The sequence below is a fragment of the Alteromonas sp. RKMC-009 genome (genome assembly GCF_003584565.2).
Classification (GTDB): domain Bacteria; phylum Pseudomonadota; class Gammaproteobacteria; order Enterobacterales; family Alteromonadaceae; genus Alteromonas.
Map to the genome: position 1 here is coordinate 3,338,319 of NZ_CP031010.1, position 16,917 is coordinate 3,355,235.

Annotated in this window: 12 protein-coding genes; 7 read left to right on the forward strand and 5 right to left on the reverse strand. The window is 49.6% G+C overall.

Features of this window, described 5'->3' with window-relative positions; translation table 11 throughout:
- The first annotated feature begins 158 nt into the window (after nucleotides 1-158).
- From DS731_RS14875 to DS731_RS21970, 5 genes are all read left to right on the forward strand, one after another.
- A complete protein-coding gene (locus tag DS731_RS14875) occupies nucleotides 159-2,402 on the forward strand; it encodes an acyl-CoA dehydrogenase (RefSeq protein ID WP_119502073.1) in 2,244 nt (747 codons plus the stop codon).
- A gap of 193 nt (nucleotides 2,403-2,595) precedes the next feature.
- The gene (locus tag DS731_RS14880) at nucleotides 2,596-4,608 is read left to right on the forward strand and encodes a putative bifunctional diguanylate cyclase/phosphodiesterase (RefSeq protein ID WP_119502074.1); all 2,013 of its coding nucleotides are present in this window, start codon (nucleotides 2,596-2,598) and stop codon (nucleotides 4,606-4,608) included.
- Between the two features lie 7 nt (nucleotides 4,609-4,615).
- Nucleotides 4,616-5,206, forward strand: coding sequence for a thymidine kinase (locus DS731_RS14885; RefSeq protein WP_119502075.1), 591 nt, complete (start codon nucleotides 4,616-4,618; stop codon nucleotides 5,204-5,206).
- Nucleotides 5,207-5,333: 127 nt separating this feature from the next.
- Nucleotides 5,334-6,911 carry a serine hydrolase gene (locus DS731_RS14890; protein ID WP_119502076.1) on the forward strand — a complete coding sequence of 526 codons (1,578 nt, stop codon included), beginning with the start codon at nucleotides 5,334-5,336 and terminating at the stop codon, nucleotides 6,909-6,911.
- 111 nt (nucleotides 6,912-7,022) lie between these two features.
- Nucleotides 7,023-7,160 carry a hypothetical protein gene (locus tag DS731_RS21970; RefSeq protein ID WP_161599163.1) on the forward strand — a complete coding sequence of 46 codons (138 nt, stop codon included), beginning with the start codon at nucleotides 7,023-7,025 and terminating at the stop codon, nucleotides 7,158-7,160.
- A 108-nt stretch (nucleotides 7,161-7,268) separates the two neighbouring features.
- On the opposite strand, the gene DS731_RS14895 is transcribed toward DS731_RS21970, so the two are convergent.
- The 3 genes from DS731_RS14895 to glyA all read right to left on the reverse strand — a co-directional run bounded on the left by DS731_RS14895 (nucleotide 7,269) and on the right by glyA (nucleotide 12,699).
- Complete coding sequence (locus DS731_RS14895) at nucleotides 7,269-9,773, reverse strand: TonB-dependent receptor domain-containing protein (RefSeq protein ID WP_119502077.1); 2,505 nt, start codon at nucleotides 9,771-9,773, stop codon at nucleotides 7,269-7,271.
- Between the two features lie 474 nt (nucleotides 9,774-10,247).
- Nucleotides 10,248-11,276: a LacI family DNA-binding transcriptional regulator gene (locus DS731_RS14900; RefSeq protein WP_119503440.1), complete on the reverse strand. Its 1,029-nt coding sequence runs from the start codon at nucleotides 11,274-11,276 to the stop codon at nucleotides 10,248-10,250.
- Between the two features lie 169 nt (nucleotides 11,277-11,445).
- A complete protein-coding gene (gene glyA / locus DS731_RS14905) occupies nucleotides 11,446-12,699 on the reverse strand; it encodes a serine hydroxymethyltransferase (protein WP_119502078.1) in 1,254 nt (417 codons plus the stop codon).
- 130 nt (nucleotides 12,700-12,829) lie between these two features.
- On the opposite strand from glyA, the gene DS731_RS14910 reads away from it, so the two are divergent.
- Nucleotides 12,830-13,687, forward strand: coding sequence for a LysR family transcriptional regulator (locus DS731_RS14910; protein WP_119502079.1), 858 nt, complete (start codon nucleotides 12,830-12,832; stop codon nucleotides 13,685-13,687).
- Between the two features lie 6 nt (nucleotides 13,688-13,693).
- Here DS731_RS14910 and DS731_RS14915 read toward each other — a convergent pair whose 3' ends face one another.
- Nucleotides 13,694-14,791 (reverse strand): RNA polymerase sigma factor, encoded by a 1,098-nt coding sequence (locus tag DS731_RS14915; RefSeq protein ID WP_119502080.1) that lies wholly within the window; start codon nucleotides 14,789-14,791, stop codon nucleotides 13,694-13,696.
- 239 nt (nucleotides 14,792-15,030) lie between these two features.
- On the opposite strand from DS731_RS14915, the gene DS731_RS14920 reads away from it, so the two are divergent.
- A complete protein-coding gene (locus tag DS731_RS14920; RefSeq protein ID WP_119502081.1) occupies nucleotides 15,031-15,225 on the forward strand; it encodes a hypothetical protein in 195 nt (64 codons plus the stop codon).
- A 48-nt stretch (nucleotides 15,226-15,273) separates the two neighbouring features.
- On the opposite strand, the gene DS731_RS14925 is transcribed toward DS731_RS14920, so the two are convergent.
- A complete protein-coding gene (locus tag DS731_RS14925; protein WP_119502082.1) occupies nucleotides 15,274-16,872 on the reverse strand; it encodes a peptidase dimerization domain-containing protein in 1,599 nt (532 codons plus the stop codon).
- Nucleotides 16,873-16,917: the final 45 nt, after the last annotated feature.

A 16,917-nucleotide genomic window follows, 5' to 3' on the forward strand; every position in this document is an offset into this window, starting at 1 on the left:
TTAATGTTTAAAAAAACAGCAGAAAAACAAGCAGGTAAATAAATCCGCGTACTGGCTCAGGTATCTCATTTAACAGACTGCTTACATAACATTTGATCTTTGGAAAATGTCATGTAGTATTAGAAGAATACAACTGGTCAGATGAGCGGATGAGTAATATGAGTATTCGAAAAAGCCTGAAAAAAGTTCTTCCACCTATTTCTGTGACAGAGCAGGAAGCATTGGACGCCGGTGATATCTGGTTAGAAGCCTCTATCTATCAGGGCAAACCAGACATGCAAGCCCTGCGTGCCATTCCACAGGCGAAATTAAGTGCCGATGAACAGGCATTTATTGACGGCCCTGTGCAGGAGTTGCTGGGATTAATCGATGATTTCGAGCTGGCAAATGGTAAGCACATTCCGGATGAGATTTTAGCGTTCCTGAAGAAACACCGTTTCTTCTCAATGATCATTCCGAAGAAATTTGGTGGTCTGGAATTCAGTCCTTACGCCAACTCAACCATCGTTGCAACTATCGCTGCGAAAAGTGGTGCTATTGCCGTAACCGTTATGGTGCCTAACTCGTTAGGTCCGGGCGAACTGCTGATGCACTATGGTACAAAAGAGCAGCAGGACTACTATCTGCCCCGCCTTGCAGTGGGTGATGACATTCCCTGTTTTGCACTGACCAGCCCTGAAGCCGGTTCAGATGCCGGTGGCATTCCTGATGCAGCTATCGTCACGAAGGGTGAATGGGAAGGTAAAGAAGTTATTGGTCTGAAAGTCAGCTGGGACAAGCGTTATATCACGCTTGCGCCAATCGCTACCGTACTGGGCCTCGCATTTAAAGTTTTCGACCCTGATCAACTGCTGGGTGAAAAACTTGAGCTGGGTATTACCTGTGCCCTGCTGCCAAAATCTCACCCCGGCGTAGAACTGGGTAACCGTCACGATCCTATGGGACAACGTTTCTACAACGGTACGACCCGTGGTAATGATGTATTTATTCCTATGGATTTCATTATCGGCGGTCAGAAAAACATCGGCCGCGGCTGGCAAATGCTGGTGAGCTGCTTAGGTGCAGGTCGTGGTATTTCATTACCGGCCATGGGCGTTGCAACAGGTCAGGCAGCACTGAAAGCGTCTGCAGAATACAGCTTTGTGCGTGAACAATTCGGACTGCCAATTGGCCGCTTCGAAGGTATTCAGGGCAAGCTGGCAGATATCGCCGGTAAAACGTTCCTGTTGGAGTCTATGCGTGTTCTGACGACAGAAGGTTTAGGTTTAGGCCTGAAGCCGTCAGTAGTGACTGCGATTGCCAAATACCATATGACTGAGCTGGGTCGTGACGTAATGAACTCGGCAATGGATATCCTGGCGGGTAAAGCCATTCAGCGCGGACCGCAAAATACTTTATCCGGCGGCTACAGTTCATTACCGATTGCCATTACGGTGGAAGGTGCCAACATTCTGACCCGTAACCTGATGATCTTCGGCCAGGGTGCAATGCGCTGCCATCCATACCTGAAAGAGATGGTGGATCTTATTCACAGTGACGACCACTCTGCCGACGGCGAATTTAATAAAGTATTGAAGAAAACGGTCAGTTTCAGTGTGAAAAATGCGTTCCGCAGCTTAGGTAAGAGCTACCTGCCCTTCCTGCGCGGTGCAGAGTCTGCACTGCCGGAAGTGACAAAGTACGAGAAGCGTCTTAATGCATTGTCAGCAAAACTGGCTCCTATGGCCGATTTATCGCTGGCGGTACTGGGCGGTGATCTGAAAAAGGCAGAATTGCTGTCAGCCCGTCTGGGTGATGTAATGAGTTATCTGTACGGCGCCATGGCAGCCATCCGCTTCTATGAGCAACGTGTAGAAGACCGTAAACTGGCACAGCCTTACTTCGAGTACGCTATGGAGTGGACGCTGCAACAGGCTGAACAGGCACTGGTTGATTTCATCGGCAACTTCCCGAACACAGCAACCCGTGGTCTGATGCGCCTGCTGACATGTACGTATACCAATTCAGTCAGCGGGATCAGCGATAAGCTGTCCTGTGAACTGGCTCTGGCTTCCATGCAGGATAACAGCATCAAAGCACAACTGACGCACCTGGTTCGTCCTGTTGCCGGTGACGGTAACGACATCAACGAGCAGGCGTTTAAAGCGAAACACGCTGTTGCCCATCTGTTAGGTAAAGTACAGAAGGCGCTGCGTAAGGAACCGGTCATCCCGTTCCTGTCGTTTGAAAACGCACTGAATAAGTTACAGGAGCGCGGTGTCGTAACGGCTCAGGAAGCTGAAATGCTTCACGATTACAATAAGAAGCGTAAGCTGGCTGTCCGGGTTGACGAGTTCAACTTTGACCTGGAGCCGCTATCTCAGGAAAAAAGCGATTCTTCAGCGAAGAAAGACGCTGCCTGATATCCTGAATAATGCTCTACAGCATTGATTTAAAAGGTGACTACGGTCACCTTTTTTTATTGCTTTTTGCCGGTTTTGCACTATACCTTTTAGCAGGAACTTTTCCGGTTTACCCGGGCGGTACGCTTCTCCGTCATCTCCCGGTGAATACACATAAAATGTGACAGGGCCGTCCAGCAAACAGGATTAAGTAGTGCGCCCCATATTCCACCACTCCACACTGAATGATGCTGCGTTAAGGGATGTTGTGCACCTGCTGCACTCCAATGCCTTTAACGGCATGATTATCTCTGTCGCTGCCATCAGTGCACTGGCATTCGGCTTCGATACACCGGAAACCCATTCAGTCAAACGACTCTTCTGGCTGATCATGGTGTCTGTTTTACTGCTTCGCTTTCTTGATGCCATCTTCTGGATGAAAGTCCTCAGGCAGAAAGACACATCTCCCCGTCCCGCATTTTTCCGGTTTGCCATTGGTGTCACACTGACAGCCATCATCTGGGGGCTCTATTGCGTTACCCTGTACCCGCTAATGGATATTATGGAGCTGGCTACCACAGTTGTTGTTCTGTCAGCCCTGGCGGGCGGTGCAGCGGCAGTGCTCGGTGCCAGCCGGCCGCTGGTATGGACTTACTGCACGCTGTTGCTGATCCCGGTTTCCGTAATGGCACTGACAGATCCGCGTAAAGAATTATTCATGCTGGGCCTGCTTGGATTCGGCTTCTGCATCATCATGTTGGGTACCTCCCGCAAAACCAATGCCTTTTATCTGGAGACCATCAGCTTACGGGAAAAGAATCAGGCGCTGGTGGAACAAATGGCGGAAGAGCGCAATGAAGTGGTAAGAGTAAACGAAGCACTGCGTCTGAGTAACCAGAAACTGGACAATATGAATGCGACTCTGGAAGCCGAAGTGCACTCCCGCACAGAAGATATTGTGCGCCTCTCTAACCGCGACCCACTCACCGGCCTGATGAACCGGGCGGCGTTCTTAAATACCCTGCGGGATAAATTGAAACAGGCCGCCTTCAGGGAAGAGAAGCTGGCTATCCTGTTTACTGATCTCGACGGCTTTAAACAGGTGAACGACAGTCTCGGCCACCAAACCGGTGACCAGGTGCTGGTCTCTGTCGCCTCAAGATTCCGGCAATTTGCACCGGACGATTGTTTGTCGCGGTGGGGAGGCGACGAATTCATTATTGTTGCTACGTTCAGCAATCTCAGCAAAATAGTGCAACTGGCAAAAAATATCCGCGCCAGTATTGCTCAGGGCATGGCTATAGACAGAAACATCATCAATCTTGATGCCACGACAGGTATTGCTATTTTTCCAGATCACGGCGACAACGAACAGCTTTTGATCCAGCGTGCCGATATAACCATGTATCATGAGAAACGTCGCGGCGTGAACCATACCGGCATTTTCAGTGACAACGTGCATGATGCGGTATGCAGAGAAATGCAGTTACGGGACGGGCTTCGTTCTGCCATCATCAATGACCAGTTGCACCTTGTTTATCAACCTATTGTAGATGCCGGTACCGGCCTTGTGTGGTCTTACGAGGCGCTGCTGCGGTGGCAATTTAACGGACAACCCGTCTCTCCCGCAGACTTTATTCCTGTCGCTGAACGTTCGGGCCTTATCAACGATATCGGATTATGGGTGCTGTCAAAAGCGTGCGAAACCGCAGCAAGCTGGAAAGACCCTGACGTTGCCGTTTCGGTGAACGTATCAGTGATTCAGCTTATGGAAGATAACTTCATCCTCAAGCTCGACGAAGTACTCAGTCATACGGGCCTTGCGCCTTCCAGGTTGCATCTGGAAATTACAGAATCTGTATTCGCAGACAATAAACAAAAGCTTGCGGCGCAGGTAAATGCCATAAAAAATCGTCGGGTAGCCGTTTCCATAGACGATTTCGGTACCGGCTTTTCATCGCTGAGTCAGCTTCAGCTCCTGCATTTTGATCACATTAAAATTGACCGGTCGTTTATTCATAACCTCGACTCAGCAGGCGGCCCGATTATCCGTGCAACCTTGCTGATTGCCGGCGAGTTCGGCTGTAAAACCGTTGCCGAAGGAGTAGAAACAGAAGAACAGGCTACAAGGCTTAAGGCGATGGGTGTAGACTACCTGCAAGGATTTTACTTCGCCAGGCCTGAACGTGCAGAGGCACTGACCAGCCGGCTTGAAACAGAACAATAATAATCACATGGCTCAACTTTACTTTTACTACTCTGCAATGAATGCAGGGAAATCTACCTCACTGCTCCAGTCTGCTTACAACTACCGTGAACGGGGTATGCATGTACTGATTTTCACAGCGGCAATCGATGACCGCTATGATGTGGGTAAGGTCACCTCAAGAATTGGTTTGCAGGCCGACGCCAGTTTATACGGTAACGAAGATAACTTGTTCCGGCAGGTATTTAAGGCTCACCGGGCCCAGCCGCTGGACTGCGTATTTATTGATGAAGCGCAGTTTCTGACTAAGGCGCAGGTAAGGCAACTGGTAGAAATTGTCGACGAACTGGATATTCCCGTGCTGGCCTACGGACTCCGTACAGATTTTCTCGGTGAAACCTTCGAAGGCAGCCATTATCTGCTGGCCTGGGCTGATAAATTTACTGAGCTGAAAACAGTCTGTCACTGCGGTCGCAAAGCCACATTTGTGGTACGGATGGATGAACAGGGCCAGCCTGTCACCGGCGGTAATCAGGTTGAGATTGGCGGTAATGACCGTTATGAATCTATGTGCCGCAAACACTTCAAACAGCTGGTATGGGATCAACCGTCGGCGTAGATTCGCTTCAGCGATTCCCTGCAGCGCCGGGTCGTTGATCCGCAACCCTGTGTCACTGAACCTCTGGCAGTTGACAAGCCTCTTAATATTTTCAACAGTGGTGTGAAAAGATAAAGGAGTACACCACTTGCGCAGGCTTTTTCTCTCCGGCTTATGTGCCACCCTCATTGCAGCACAGGCTGCGGCTGATACGCAACCGGTAAACCAGTTGCCATCTGATTTGAAAACACTGCCGGATACCATTGACCGTGCTTTGTCAGAATTTTACACCCCGGGCATGAGCGTGGGCATTGTGAAAAATGGCAAGATTGTGTACCTCGCCGGACATGGTCTCAGAGATAAAGAGCAAGGGCTGCCAGTGACACCGGACACCTGGTTCAGACTGGCTTCTGTCAGCAAAGCATTTACAGCCACCACCGTGGCACAACTGGTAGACGAAGAAAAACTGAACTGGCACACAAAGGTAGAAGACGTGCTGCCCGGTTTCAGGATGGCCGACCCGTTTGCCAGCCGCGAAATGGATATCACCGATCTGTTAACCCACCGCAGCGGTTTGGGTTCAGGTGCCGGAGACAGTATGTTGTGGCCTGAGCCATCCGGCTTCAGCCGTCAGGATATCGTGCATAACCTGCGCTTTCTGACGCCTCAGTACAGTTTTCGCAGTGAATACGCCTATTCCAATGTAATGTATATCACAGCCGGGGAAATAGTGGCGCACCTGACGGAAGACAGCTGGGAATCCCGGCTACAAAACCGTGTATTTGCTCCCCTTGGTATGGACTGCTTTGGTGGGGATGTGCCGGGCTATGTGCTCGAAAACCACGCCATCAGTTACGGCCACAACGATGAGAGAGGCATTTATCCCATTCCACGTAACCAGCTGGCAGAAAAAGGCATTGTCTCTGCTGCAGCCGGCGGCGTCAGCTGTAATGCGACGGGTATGCTGAAGTGGGTTCAGATGTGGCTGGATGAAGGTAAAAGTGCCGGCGGTGAAACCATTCTCTCAGAAGATGCATACAACACCATGCTGACACCGCAAACCCTGTTGTCTGTTGATGACACTGACGAAGAATGGGACCATATGCATTTTAAGGCGTATGGCCTCGGCTGGCGGCTTATGGATATTTTCGGCCATAAGGTAATCTCTCATACCGGCACCTTATCCGGTTATCAGACGTATGTGGCTTTCGTACCGGATCAACAACTGGGTGTGGTGGTACTGAATAACGGCTCCAACTACGGTGCCCGCGGCGCTGTCATGCAAACCATCCTCAAAGCTTACCTGCCTGAAAGTGATAAAAGAAACTGGATAGATGAATACCGGGCTTATCAGGATAAGCAGGAAGAGAAATATCTGGCCAGACACACGACTCCCTCTGGCAGTGGTGAAGTGCTGTTACCGCAAAACACCTATGCCGGACGATTCAGCGACGAATGGTTTGGCCTGATGACCGTTTACCCTGAAGGCGACACCCTGCGGATAAAATCTGACAAAATGCCCACACTCACCGGCAGACTGGAGCCCTTTGACGATCATACATTTGTGATCCGCTGGGACAACCAGAACGCAGCCAGTGACGCCTTTATCCGTTATCAGGTAAATGTAAAGCGGGAAGTCACCGGCTTCACCCTCTACCCGTTTACAGAACGTGAAATAACCAACCATGAATGGCGGGATATGGTTTTTACTGTTGATAAGGAATAGCCCGGCCGGCATGCAGAATCATCAGGAAAGCGATTAGAGCGATTAGTATTTAAGATTTTAATCGCTTTATAAAATCACATAATCTGTACCCAATTTAACAAGGAGCAGATTATGGCTAAAATGATTCAAAAACTGGTAAGCAAAAACAAAACACAGTCCACCCCGGCAATGACCTGTAATTATCAGAATAATTACTATGGCGACCAGATATGTGTGGCTTGCACACCGGTCAAAGGTAAACAGGCGTAAAGGTAACTTTCAGGTCACTCCCCTGTCCGCAGATACCGGCAATACCGGAAATAAAAAAGCCCGCACCGGAAACCGGTGCGGGCAATGCTATTTCACAGGGAGAGTGAATCAGTCGAACAGGTACTTCAGAGATACCACAGTAGTGCGGCCGTTCAGCGGGCGGGCGCGGATGTAGCTGCCTACTGCTGCGGAGCCTTCTTCAGATTCTGTGATAACAAACTCATCAGTAGCGTTGTTTACATTCAGAGAAACTGAGAACTGGTCATTAACCCAGTAAGTGGCGAACACATTCACCAGGTTATAAGCATCCTGTTTCAGGTCATTGTTGTCCTGAACATAGTACTCGGTAGAGCCTTGCAGAGATGCACCCACTGACCAGAAATCAGTGACGTATTCCGGTGTAATTGTCCAGATCCAGTCAGCCTGGCGACGTGGTGTGTTACCCACCAGCGCTGCATCATTGGCGTCCTTGCTGATTTCAGCATCTGTCCATGTGAGGTTACCGGACAGCACGAAGTTATCAGTTGCATTCCAGCGTCCTTCAAATTCCAGACCTGTTGCTTCATATTCGCGCATGAACGTCAGACCGCTGGTCACTTCAGCCTGAGTATCTTCCGTCACGGTGTCGAACAGCGTGGCGTTCAGCATCAGATCACGGGTGCCGTACTTATAACCAATTTCAAGTTGCTTGGTTGTATCGAAGCCGGAGGTTGTGTTGGTCAGACTGCCATCAGTATTCAGTGTGCCGCCAATTTGCAGCAGACGGTCTGCCAGCGCACGGCCACCTTTCGAGTAGCGGGCGAACAGGGTTTGCGTTTCGCTCAGTAAATAAGAACCACCCAGTGAATAGGAAGTGTTATTGGCACTGTAGTCAACAATTTGCGATGACGCACCGGCGCGGTTCAGGTTAATCACACCGCCGCTGATGAAGCCGCTGTTCTGCGCAGACGCATCTTCAATCTGTTCAATAACACCGTTTCCGTTAATGTCGTAATCGGCATTGCCGCCACAGCATGAGCTGATCAGTTCACCCGATGCATCAACACTGTCGTAACGCACTGAAGCATCAATAAGAATGTTGTCTGACAGTTCAAAACCTACGTTCATGTAGGGTGCAGTTGTCACATAGTTCAGATCCCACTCATACGACAGGAAGCTGGCTGACAACAGGCCGTTGGATACCAGTTCAGTACCATCAGCATCTGTAATATTCAGCAACTGCGAGTTGTCACCGTCCAGCGTCTGGATAAAGGTTTGCCAGCTTGCCCAGCTCGTCGCAATATCCTGATTTGAATAGTAATAACCTACTGTCAGTGATACGCCGTTATCAAACTCTTTACGCAGGCTCAGATCGTTAATCATGTTACCCAGGTCATTGAGACGGGCATCAAACTGTAAGTTAGTAAATGCTTCGCCGGTATACACTTCACCTGCACCCGGACCATTCGCCAGAGTAACCGTGGTGCTGTCGCAGTTCAGCGCATTACCTTCGCCATCAAGCGCGCCGGAACAAAGCGCAGCAGCGAAATTTGATACATCGCCCGGGCCGGCAGGGAAACCGTCAGTGAAAGGTGCAATGAATCCGCCGGAAACATCCGAAATACGGAATTTGTTTAACAGGAACAGATTGTCCGCAACTTCCAGGTCTACTTCCACGCCGAATGAATTAACTTCTGATGAAATGCCGTCGCGTACGTCACGGTTTTCCGGATTGCCGTAGCTGTCAAAAGTAGAAATATTCGTGTTATACACTGAGTTCAGGGCCTGTGAACTGGCATCAAAACCGGGAACAGGACCGTACTCACCGTCACCTTTAACCAGTACCGGAGATGGCAGATAAGTGGAAACTTTGTCATCCAGGTTTTTGTAGAAGAAACGGATATGACCGTTATCCAGCAGCTTGGTGATATTAAACTTCACCTGGCCGCCTTTATCACCGTGATAACCGGTGTCACGGGTACCTTCACCACCGCGGGCAAAGCCGGCAATGTGATAATACAGGTCGTCGCTGATTTCACCGCCGTAACGGAAATCCAGGCGCATTTCATCGTAATCCACACCAAAAGATGTACCGATAGCACCACCGCCGATTTCACCGGTGTTGCTGATCATATTGATAACCCCACCCGGCGAGTTACTGGCGAAAGTCGACGCAGAGCCACCGCGAACCGCTTCTACATTAGCCACTGACCAGTCATAACGGATGAAGTTATCAGCATTACCAAAGTTGATATCACCGTATTCCAGTACCGGTAAGCCATCTTCATGAATTTGCAGAAATTTGGAACCGCCCGTAGCCAAAGGGATACCACGGATAGTGATGTTCGCATTACCGCCACCACCTGAAGACTCAGCACGGATCCCCGGAATAGCACGGAACACTTCAGCAGTAGAGCGTGGCGCAAGTTTTACGATATCGTCTTCGTTAAAGGAACTGACCGACACGCTGGCTTCCTGCATGGTGGCACCACCAGGGGTTGCAGTCACAACGATTTGTTCGTATTTGGCTTTATCCTGGGTTTCAGCGTCAGTATTGTCCTGAGCAAAAACGGGACTGGCTATGACTGCGCTGACAGCCAACGCTAATCTACTGAATGCATAACGCTTGTTCATGTTTTCTCCGGGAGAGTGTTTGAGTGTTTACAGGCTAACAATCCGGTCACTTTTCTAACGGGCAGCTTATTCCCACCTTCTTTACAACCGAACTTAATCGTTTAAGAATTTAATCTAAAAACTTTCCAGTGTAAATACAATGTGAAGAATTTATATAACAAAGATAATAAAAAATACGATATAACCAATATAAATCAGATATTTATTATTGATAAAATTTTATTAACGTGTTTTGAAATATACCCAAAGGAATAACAATTTAATCTTATTTGATTAAGATAAGTACAGAGAGACAGGCAATTCTGAAGGCAGGTACCGCTTTAATTGTCCGGCCAGACTGACGCCGGCCGGTGCAGCGGATGAAAAGGTGCAACAACAAAAGCAGTTTTAAAAAAAGAAAGAGACGGCAGTCTGAAGCGATGCCGGAAGCGGTACTAAGACACAGAAAGCGATACTAAGATGCCGCGAGCGATATTAAATAGTACCGCCGTTAAGAAGTTCGAAATCGAGTATTACAGAGTCAGCCTGCTCACCTTCCAGTAGCAGCTTTGCGGCAGTTTCCCCCTTTTCGATGCTCGACTGGCAAACCGTGGTGAGAACAGGACGGGTACGGCGGGCTTCGTCAATACCGTCAAAGCCGGTAATTTTCAGTTCCTGCGGCACTTTAATGCCCTTGCTGAGCGCACATTGCAACAACTCCAGTGCAATCATGTCACTCATGCACAGTACGGTTTGCGGGCGGGGCGAAATACTCAGCACTTCATTGGCGGCCTGACGGGCAAAATTTCCCCCGCTCTCCGGAATATGCCAAATCCATTCATTATTAATGTCGCAATTTTTACGTTTCATCGCCCTGAAATAACCATCAAGCCGGCGATGAGAAATTGCACTGTCTGAGTCCAGCAGCGGACTGTCGTACACCCTGCAGGTCACGGGTGAGTCGATAAGTTTCAGTCCCAGAATAGCGGCTCGCCCACCTTCTTCCAATGCTTCCATCGCAATCTGATAAGCGGCATTCTCGTTATCGATGTTCACTGAGGGGCAGCCTTCAAGGTTGAAGTCTACCGTGACCACCGGCTTACTTAATTGCCGTAGTTCTTCTCCTAATTTCGGGTTTTGGGGCGCACCATAGCAGATAAAGCCGTCAACGAAATCGGCCACATCGGTAATAGTTTGTGCATTACCGGCATACAAGAGTAAATGCTTTTGAGCGTCCTGCAGCACAGAGGAAACGCCACGGATGAAGGTAGATGCAACAGGGTCACTGACCATGTATTCAATGTTATCGGCAAGTACCAGCGCCACAATATTAGACTGACCTTTACGGAGGATCTGCGCTGCTTTATTCGGCCCGCTGTAACCTATTTCTTTACAGGCAGCCAGAATGGCATCACGCCTGGCAGCAGAAAGCTGATCCGGGCGGTTGAAGGCATTAGAGATGGTTGCGGTAGAAACGCCCAGCTTTTCAGCCACATCTTTTAAAGTCAGTTTTACTTTCTTCATTGTTACGGCAAAGGTCACTGTACTGAATGCCGGCAGGCATTATTAAACGGGTGCAATCTTAATCGATTAACATTTTTTTAAAATTTTAGCACAGTGACGGTAACCGGTACGACTTTATTTTCAATTTTTACAGCCGTCGTACCGGTGAAGTAGTAATTTAACAGGAAAACTAGCTGTAAACGGGCCTTGCTGCGGTAAGTTCAGCCACTTTCTGTTTAATGCCTGCAGCCGTGTCTGCGCAGTCAGGCGCACCAAGCAAATCACACATCCATCCGGCCAGTTGCTGACAATCTGCTTTAGTGAATCCCCGAGAAGTGACTGCCGGAGTGCCGATGCGAATACCACTGGTGACAAATGGAGACTGGGGATCATCAGGCACCGTGTTCTTATTAACGGTTATATTCACACTGTTCAGCAACGCATCGGCTGCTTTACCGGTCATGCCCTTGCTGATCAGGCTCAACAGAAACATGTGGTTATCTGTGCCGCCGGATACCACATCAAAGCCACGCTCAATGAAGACTTCTGCCATCGCTCTGGCGTTGTCTACCACCTGTTGCTGATACACCTTATAGTCGTCAGACATGGCTTCTTTCAACGCCACCGCTTTGGCTGCAATAACATGCATAAGCGGACCGCCCTGAATGCCCGGAAAAATCAATGAATTGAATTTCTTTTCCAGTTCAGGGGCAGACTGACAGAGGATTAACCCTCCCCGCGGCCCCCGCAATGTTTTGTGGGTAGTGGTGGTAACCACATGTGCCGCTTTCACAGGGTTGGGGTACACACCGGCGGCCACCAGGCCGGCAACATGAGCCATATCCACCATTAACCACGCACCTACACTGTCGGCGATATCTCTGAAACGCTGCCAGTCAACGATGCGGGAATACGCCGAGAAGCCGGCAACAATCATTTTTGGTTTATGGGTTTTTGCCAGCTCTGCAACCTGTTCATAGTCAATTTCACCGGATTCCGGGTTAATACCGTATTGCACAGCGTTGTACAATTTACCGGAGAAATTCGGCTTTGCACCGTGTGTCAGGTGACCACCGTGATCGAGGCTGAGACCTAAAATGGTATCGCCCGGAGAGAGCAACGCCATGTAAACCGCCGCATTTGCCTGCGAGCCTGAGTGCGGCTGAACATTGGCGTAATCTGCACCGAATAAGGCTTTAGCGCGGTCGATAGCAAGTTGTTCGGCAACATCCACTTCTTCACAGCCGCCATAATAACGTTTCGCCGGATACCCCTCAGCGTACTTGTTGGTTAACTGACTTCCCTGTGCCGCCATTACCGCCCGGCTGGTGTAATTTTCAGATGCGATCAGTTCGATATGATCTTCCTGACGCCGGGTCTCTTTTGCGATTACCGCAGCGATTTCAGGATCCACATTATTCAGCGATTCATTCAGCAGCTTCATGATAACTCCATTGTGTTTTGATTTTCTTTATGCTAATTCTGGTATCGCAATAAATAAAATTAATAAAAACAATAGAGTCATAAGTTTCCAAAATAGGGTTGCCTGCCTATTTTTATTTTGGAGTGTAGCCATGAAAAATTTGTCCGTGGACTTCTTACGTTCATTTGTGACGATTGCGCAGACGGGTAGCTACACTTTATGTGCGGAACGTTTAAAACGCACACAACCAGCTATCAGCCTGCAAATCAAAAAACTTGAAGAAATGGTGGGAGAAAAACTCTTTTCCCGCGAAGGCAACCGTCTTACCCTGACGCTGGCAGGCAGCAAGCTGCTGGAATTTGGTATGAAAATACTCATGCTGAATGACCAGGCGATGGCTGAATTTGGTCGTCCTCAGGTCAGCGGGAACATCAAACTGGGGATCCCCAGTGAATTTTCCACGACCCTGATGCCTAAGATCATTCGCCGCTTTACCCAGTCTTATCCGGAAGTCTCTCTGGAAGTGCACTGTGCGCTGAGTAAAGATTTGCTGTGTGAGCCACTGAAAAACCAGTTTGATTTAATCCTGTCGCTGCAGGAGATCCCCGACCCCGACCAGGATGGTTACATTGTGACAGACCAGCTGGTGTGGGTTGGCAGTCAGCGCTTTGTTAACAGCATTCCTGAAAAGCTGCCCATTATCGCCGCCCCGGCGCCCTGTATTTACCGTAAACGTGCAACCAACCTGTTAGGAAAGCACCGTAAGCAGTGGCAAATTGTGTACACCATCGGCGATCTCAACGGTATTCAGACCGCCATCAATGAAGGACTGGGCATTACTGTACTGGCGAGAAGTACTGTACCAAACGGCTTGCATATTTTGTCCCCTTCTCCGGCGCTGCCGGAGCTGGGTCATATTGGTGTGTGTCTGGTGAATCCGCAGAAAGTGCGCTCTGAAGCCATCGAACTGCTGGCCAAAACCATGGTGACAGAACTGTCTGCCTGCTGAGGAGACTCAAAAGAGTCTCCCGCTCTGATATAGCCCGTAGAACATAGCAGCATTGCCCATCAGTAATCCTGCATAGAGTCCGAACCGTCCGCAGAATAACCCGACGGATCTATGCCTTGTCTGCCCGGCGGATTGTTGATCGGCCAGAATCATATTTTGCATCTTGATGGTTTGTACAATGATGATGCCCATCATCACCTGGTACATCAGAACCGGCCCCGCCCAACCCGTTGTAAACTCATAGGCAGCGGTCCACAGCGCACCGGCAATCAGCGTCGCCACAACGGTTCTGTTCCGCTCTTTTTTCAGTGCGGCTTTGCGCTCTTCATGCTGCATATAACGCAGGGGAATACTGGCGCTCATGTATACGGTTAGTGCGCCGGCGGCCGCGGCCATCATGGCACCACTGAACAGCCATTTCACAGCCCCCCAGAACCCGCCTTTAGCGACAGAACCGGTTGCTGCATGAGCCGGTGTGCTGAACCCGGCACCAAATAAAACAGCACTGCTGATTGTCAGAGCCGGCGCAGTTGAAAGGATCAGCGATCCGTACTTTTCCATCAGCTTTTCACGCAGAGATAAACGGGCACGGTGAAGCTGCTGCCGTACGGCATCATCAGAAATATTCAGCAAGCGGGCTACCTGAGCACCGGATTGCTCTTCCCGGTAATACAACAAAACTACCTCCCGGGCCTCTTCAGGCAACTCATCTACCACTTTGCTTAATACCAAAGCCTGTTGATCACGGCTAAACGCCTGAACCGGTTCATCGCTGTCGTTACAGAACTGTTCAAAAAGCTTGTCGGCTTCCTCGCTGTCAGCACGTGAGGATACCTTGTTATCCCGCAAATAGTTGAAAGCGGTATAGCGGGTAACCTGACGCACCCAGGGCAGAAAACTGGCAGGATTTTTTAATGTGCCCAATTTTTGCCAGCATTGAATATACACCTGCTGGGTGACTTCTTCACTGGCGTCAAGATCTTTCACCACTGCCAGTGCAATACTGCTGATGGTATTTCGCGTCGCCTCAATTAAACGGGTAAATGCGGATGTATCACCAGTCATAGCTAAACGGACATCCTTCTCAATAATCTGTGCACTCATAATGATCCCTCCGCAACGCGTGAAACGAAACTGATTAACCTTACCGGCTTGCGGGGCGTCGTGAAAGTGTCTGCAGCCATTTTATCATCTTGCATAATTGTTCCCTGTTAACTGTCATGGTCAGGTCATATCTGACATGTTCAGTACAAAGAAACCGCCGGCGGGCATTTTGTGACAAAAAAAGTAAAAAAAAAGGGCAACCAGATGGTTGCCCGAAACGCTCAACAGAGCACGTACACATGAAATGCCCCCGCTGCGGGGGCCGTCTTACCGCTTTAACTAAAGTGGTGGACCCGGTTATCTTTCCGCTGCATCGTTTTGTTTATCCTGCCAAAATTGCCGGCGGCAGCGGAAAAGTTAAAAAAATCATCAGCAGGATCAATCCGACAAGAAACCTGACTACCCTTGCCTCTTTTTCAAGGGCAAAGCAATGAGGGCATCCGGTCCGGTTCTTGTCAGACATCACTGCATTTCCTTCTTATTTACTCGTCCCGCACCATGGGATACGACACGCCCAGCTGTTCCAGATAGGTGTCGTACTTTTCAGGATCGTAGTAGAACTTACGCATTTCATCGCGATACTGCTTCATGATGTTTTCGTTGAGATTAATTTGCGGCTCATCGCCGTCACGGAGTAAAGACTGATACTTCACGTCTTTGGTCTGCACGTTATCGAAATAGTCCTGCATCTGCGGCAACAGTGCCGGATCAGTGAATAAATCGACCATCGTCATAGCATGTGCTTTCGCGCCGGCAATAATACCTTTATGGGCAATAGGCGTTGCCATCGATACCGCGTTGGCCCAGTTGTGACCCGGCAGATTAGGAATGTTCGACGGATACAACATAAAGATTGTCGGCACAGTCCAGGCGATATCGCCCACATCATCAGAACCACCGCCAGTGAGTTTTTCCAGCGGAGGCGGCTCAAAAATAGGCATCACTTTATCCGGCAGGCCGGTAACTTCTGAGCCAATTTCTTTTTGCAGCGCTTTCGCTAACGTCTGATCATCTTCCGACCATTCAGGCATGCCTATTTTCTTGATATTCTCATAGGCAGCCAGCGCCAGCGGCTTGTTGAAATGGCCCGGCCATGCGGTGCCCATTACCACAGAGTCCCAACTGGTGTTGGTCATCAGTGCCGCACCTTCCGCCATTTTATCGCCGACTTCCCACAGCGCTTTAATATGGGGGTAGTCCATTTCACGGAAGTAATACCAGGCAGTTGCTTTGGGTGGTACAACATTCGGCTGGTCGCCACCATCCACAATGACCGAGTGCGTACGCTGGGCAATCCGCAAGTGCTCGCGGCGGTAGTTCATGCCAACGCTCATCAGCTCAACCGCATCCAGCGCACTGCGTCCGCGCCAGGGAGAGCCCGCACTGTGAGCAGATTCACCGTAAAAATTATATTTAACTGACACCAGGCCGGAAAAAAACGGATTACCGTAGAAAGTACCGAAGCCGCTGCCCACATGGGAATACAACACAGCATCCACATCATCAAAATAGCCATCGCGGACATAGTACGCTTTGGTAGCCAGTTGCTCTTCAGCAACGCCCGGCCAGAGTACGATGGTGCCTTCAATGTTGTTTTTGATCATGTAATCTTTCATCGCCAGCGCAGCGATAATATTCACAACCTGACCGGAGTTATGACCTTCACCGTGACCGGGCGCACCTTCTACAATGGGATCGTGATAAGCCACACCGGGCTTCTGTGAAGCTTTGGGTATACCGTCAAGATCGGTGCCCAGCGCTATCACCGGTTTACCTGAACCCCATTTGGCATACCAGGCAGTAGGAATACCGGAAATGCCCTGCTCTACGTCAAAACCCTGCTCTGTCAGGAATTTAGTCAGATACGCCGAAGTTTCCGTTTCCTGAAAACCCAGCTCGCCAAAGCTGAAAATCATATCGTTCATGACCTGCGCCAGCTTGGCCTGTTTATCAACAGCACTCACCAGTTCTGTTTTCGCAGCATCCCGCTGCGCTTCTGTCAGCGTGGTGGCAGAGGCGGTCATCATCATGCCTGCAGATAATAGTGCCGCTGTCAGTGCATTACGGTAAAAACGTTTCATAATTACTCCTGAAAAAATCTGGCAGGCGGCAATACCGCCTGCATT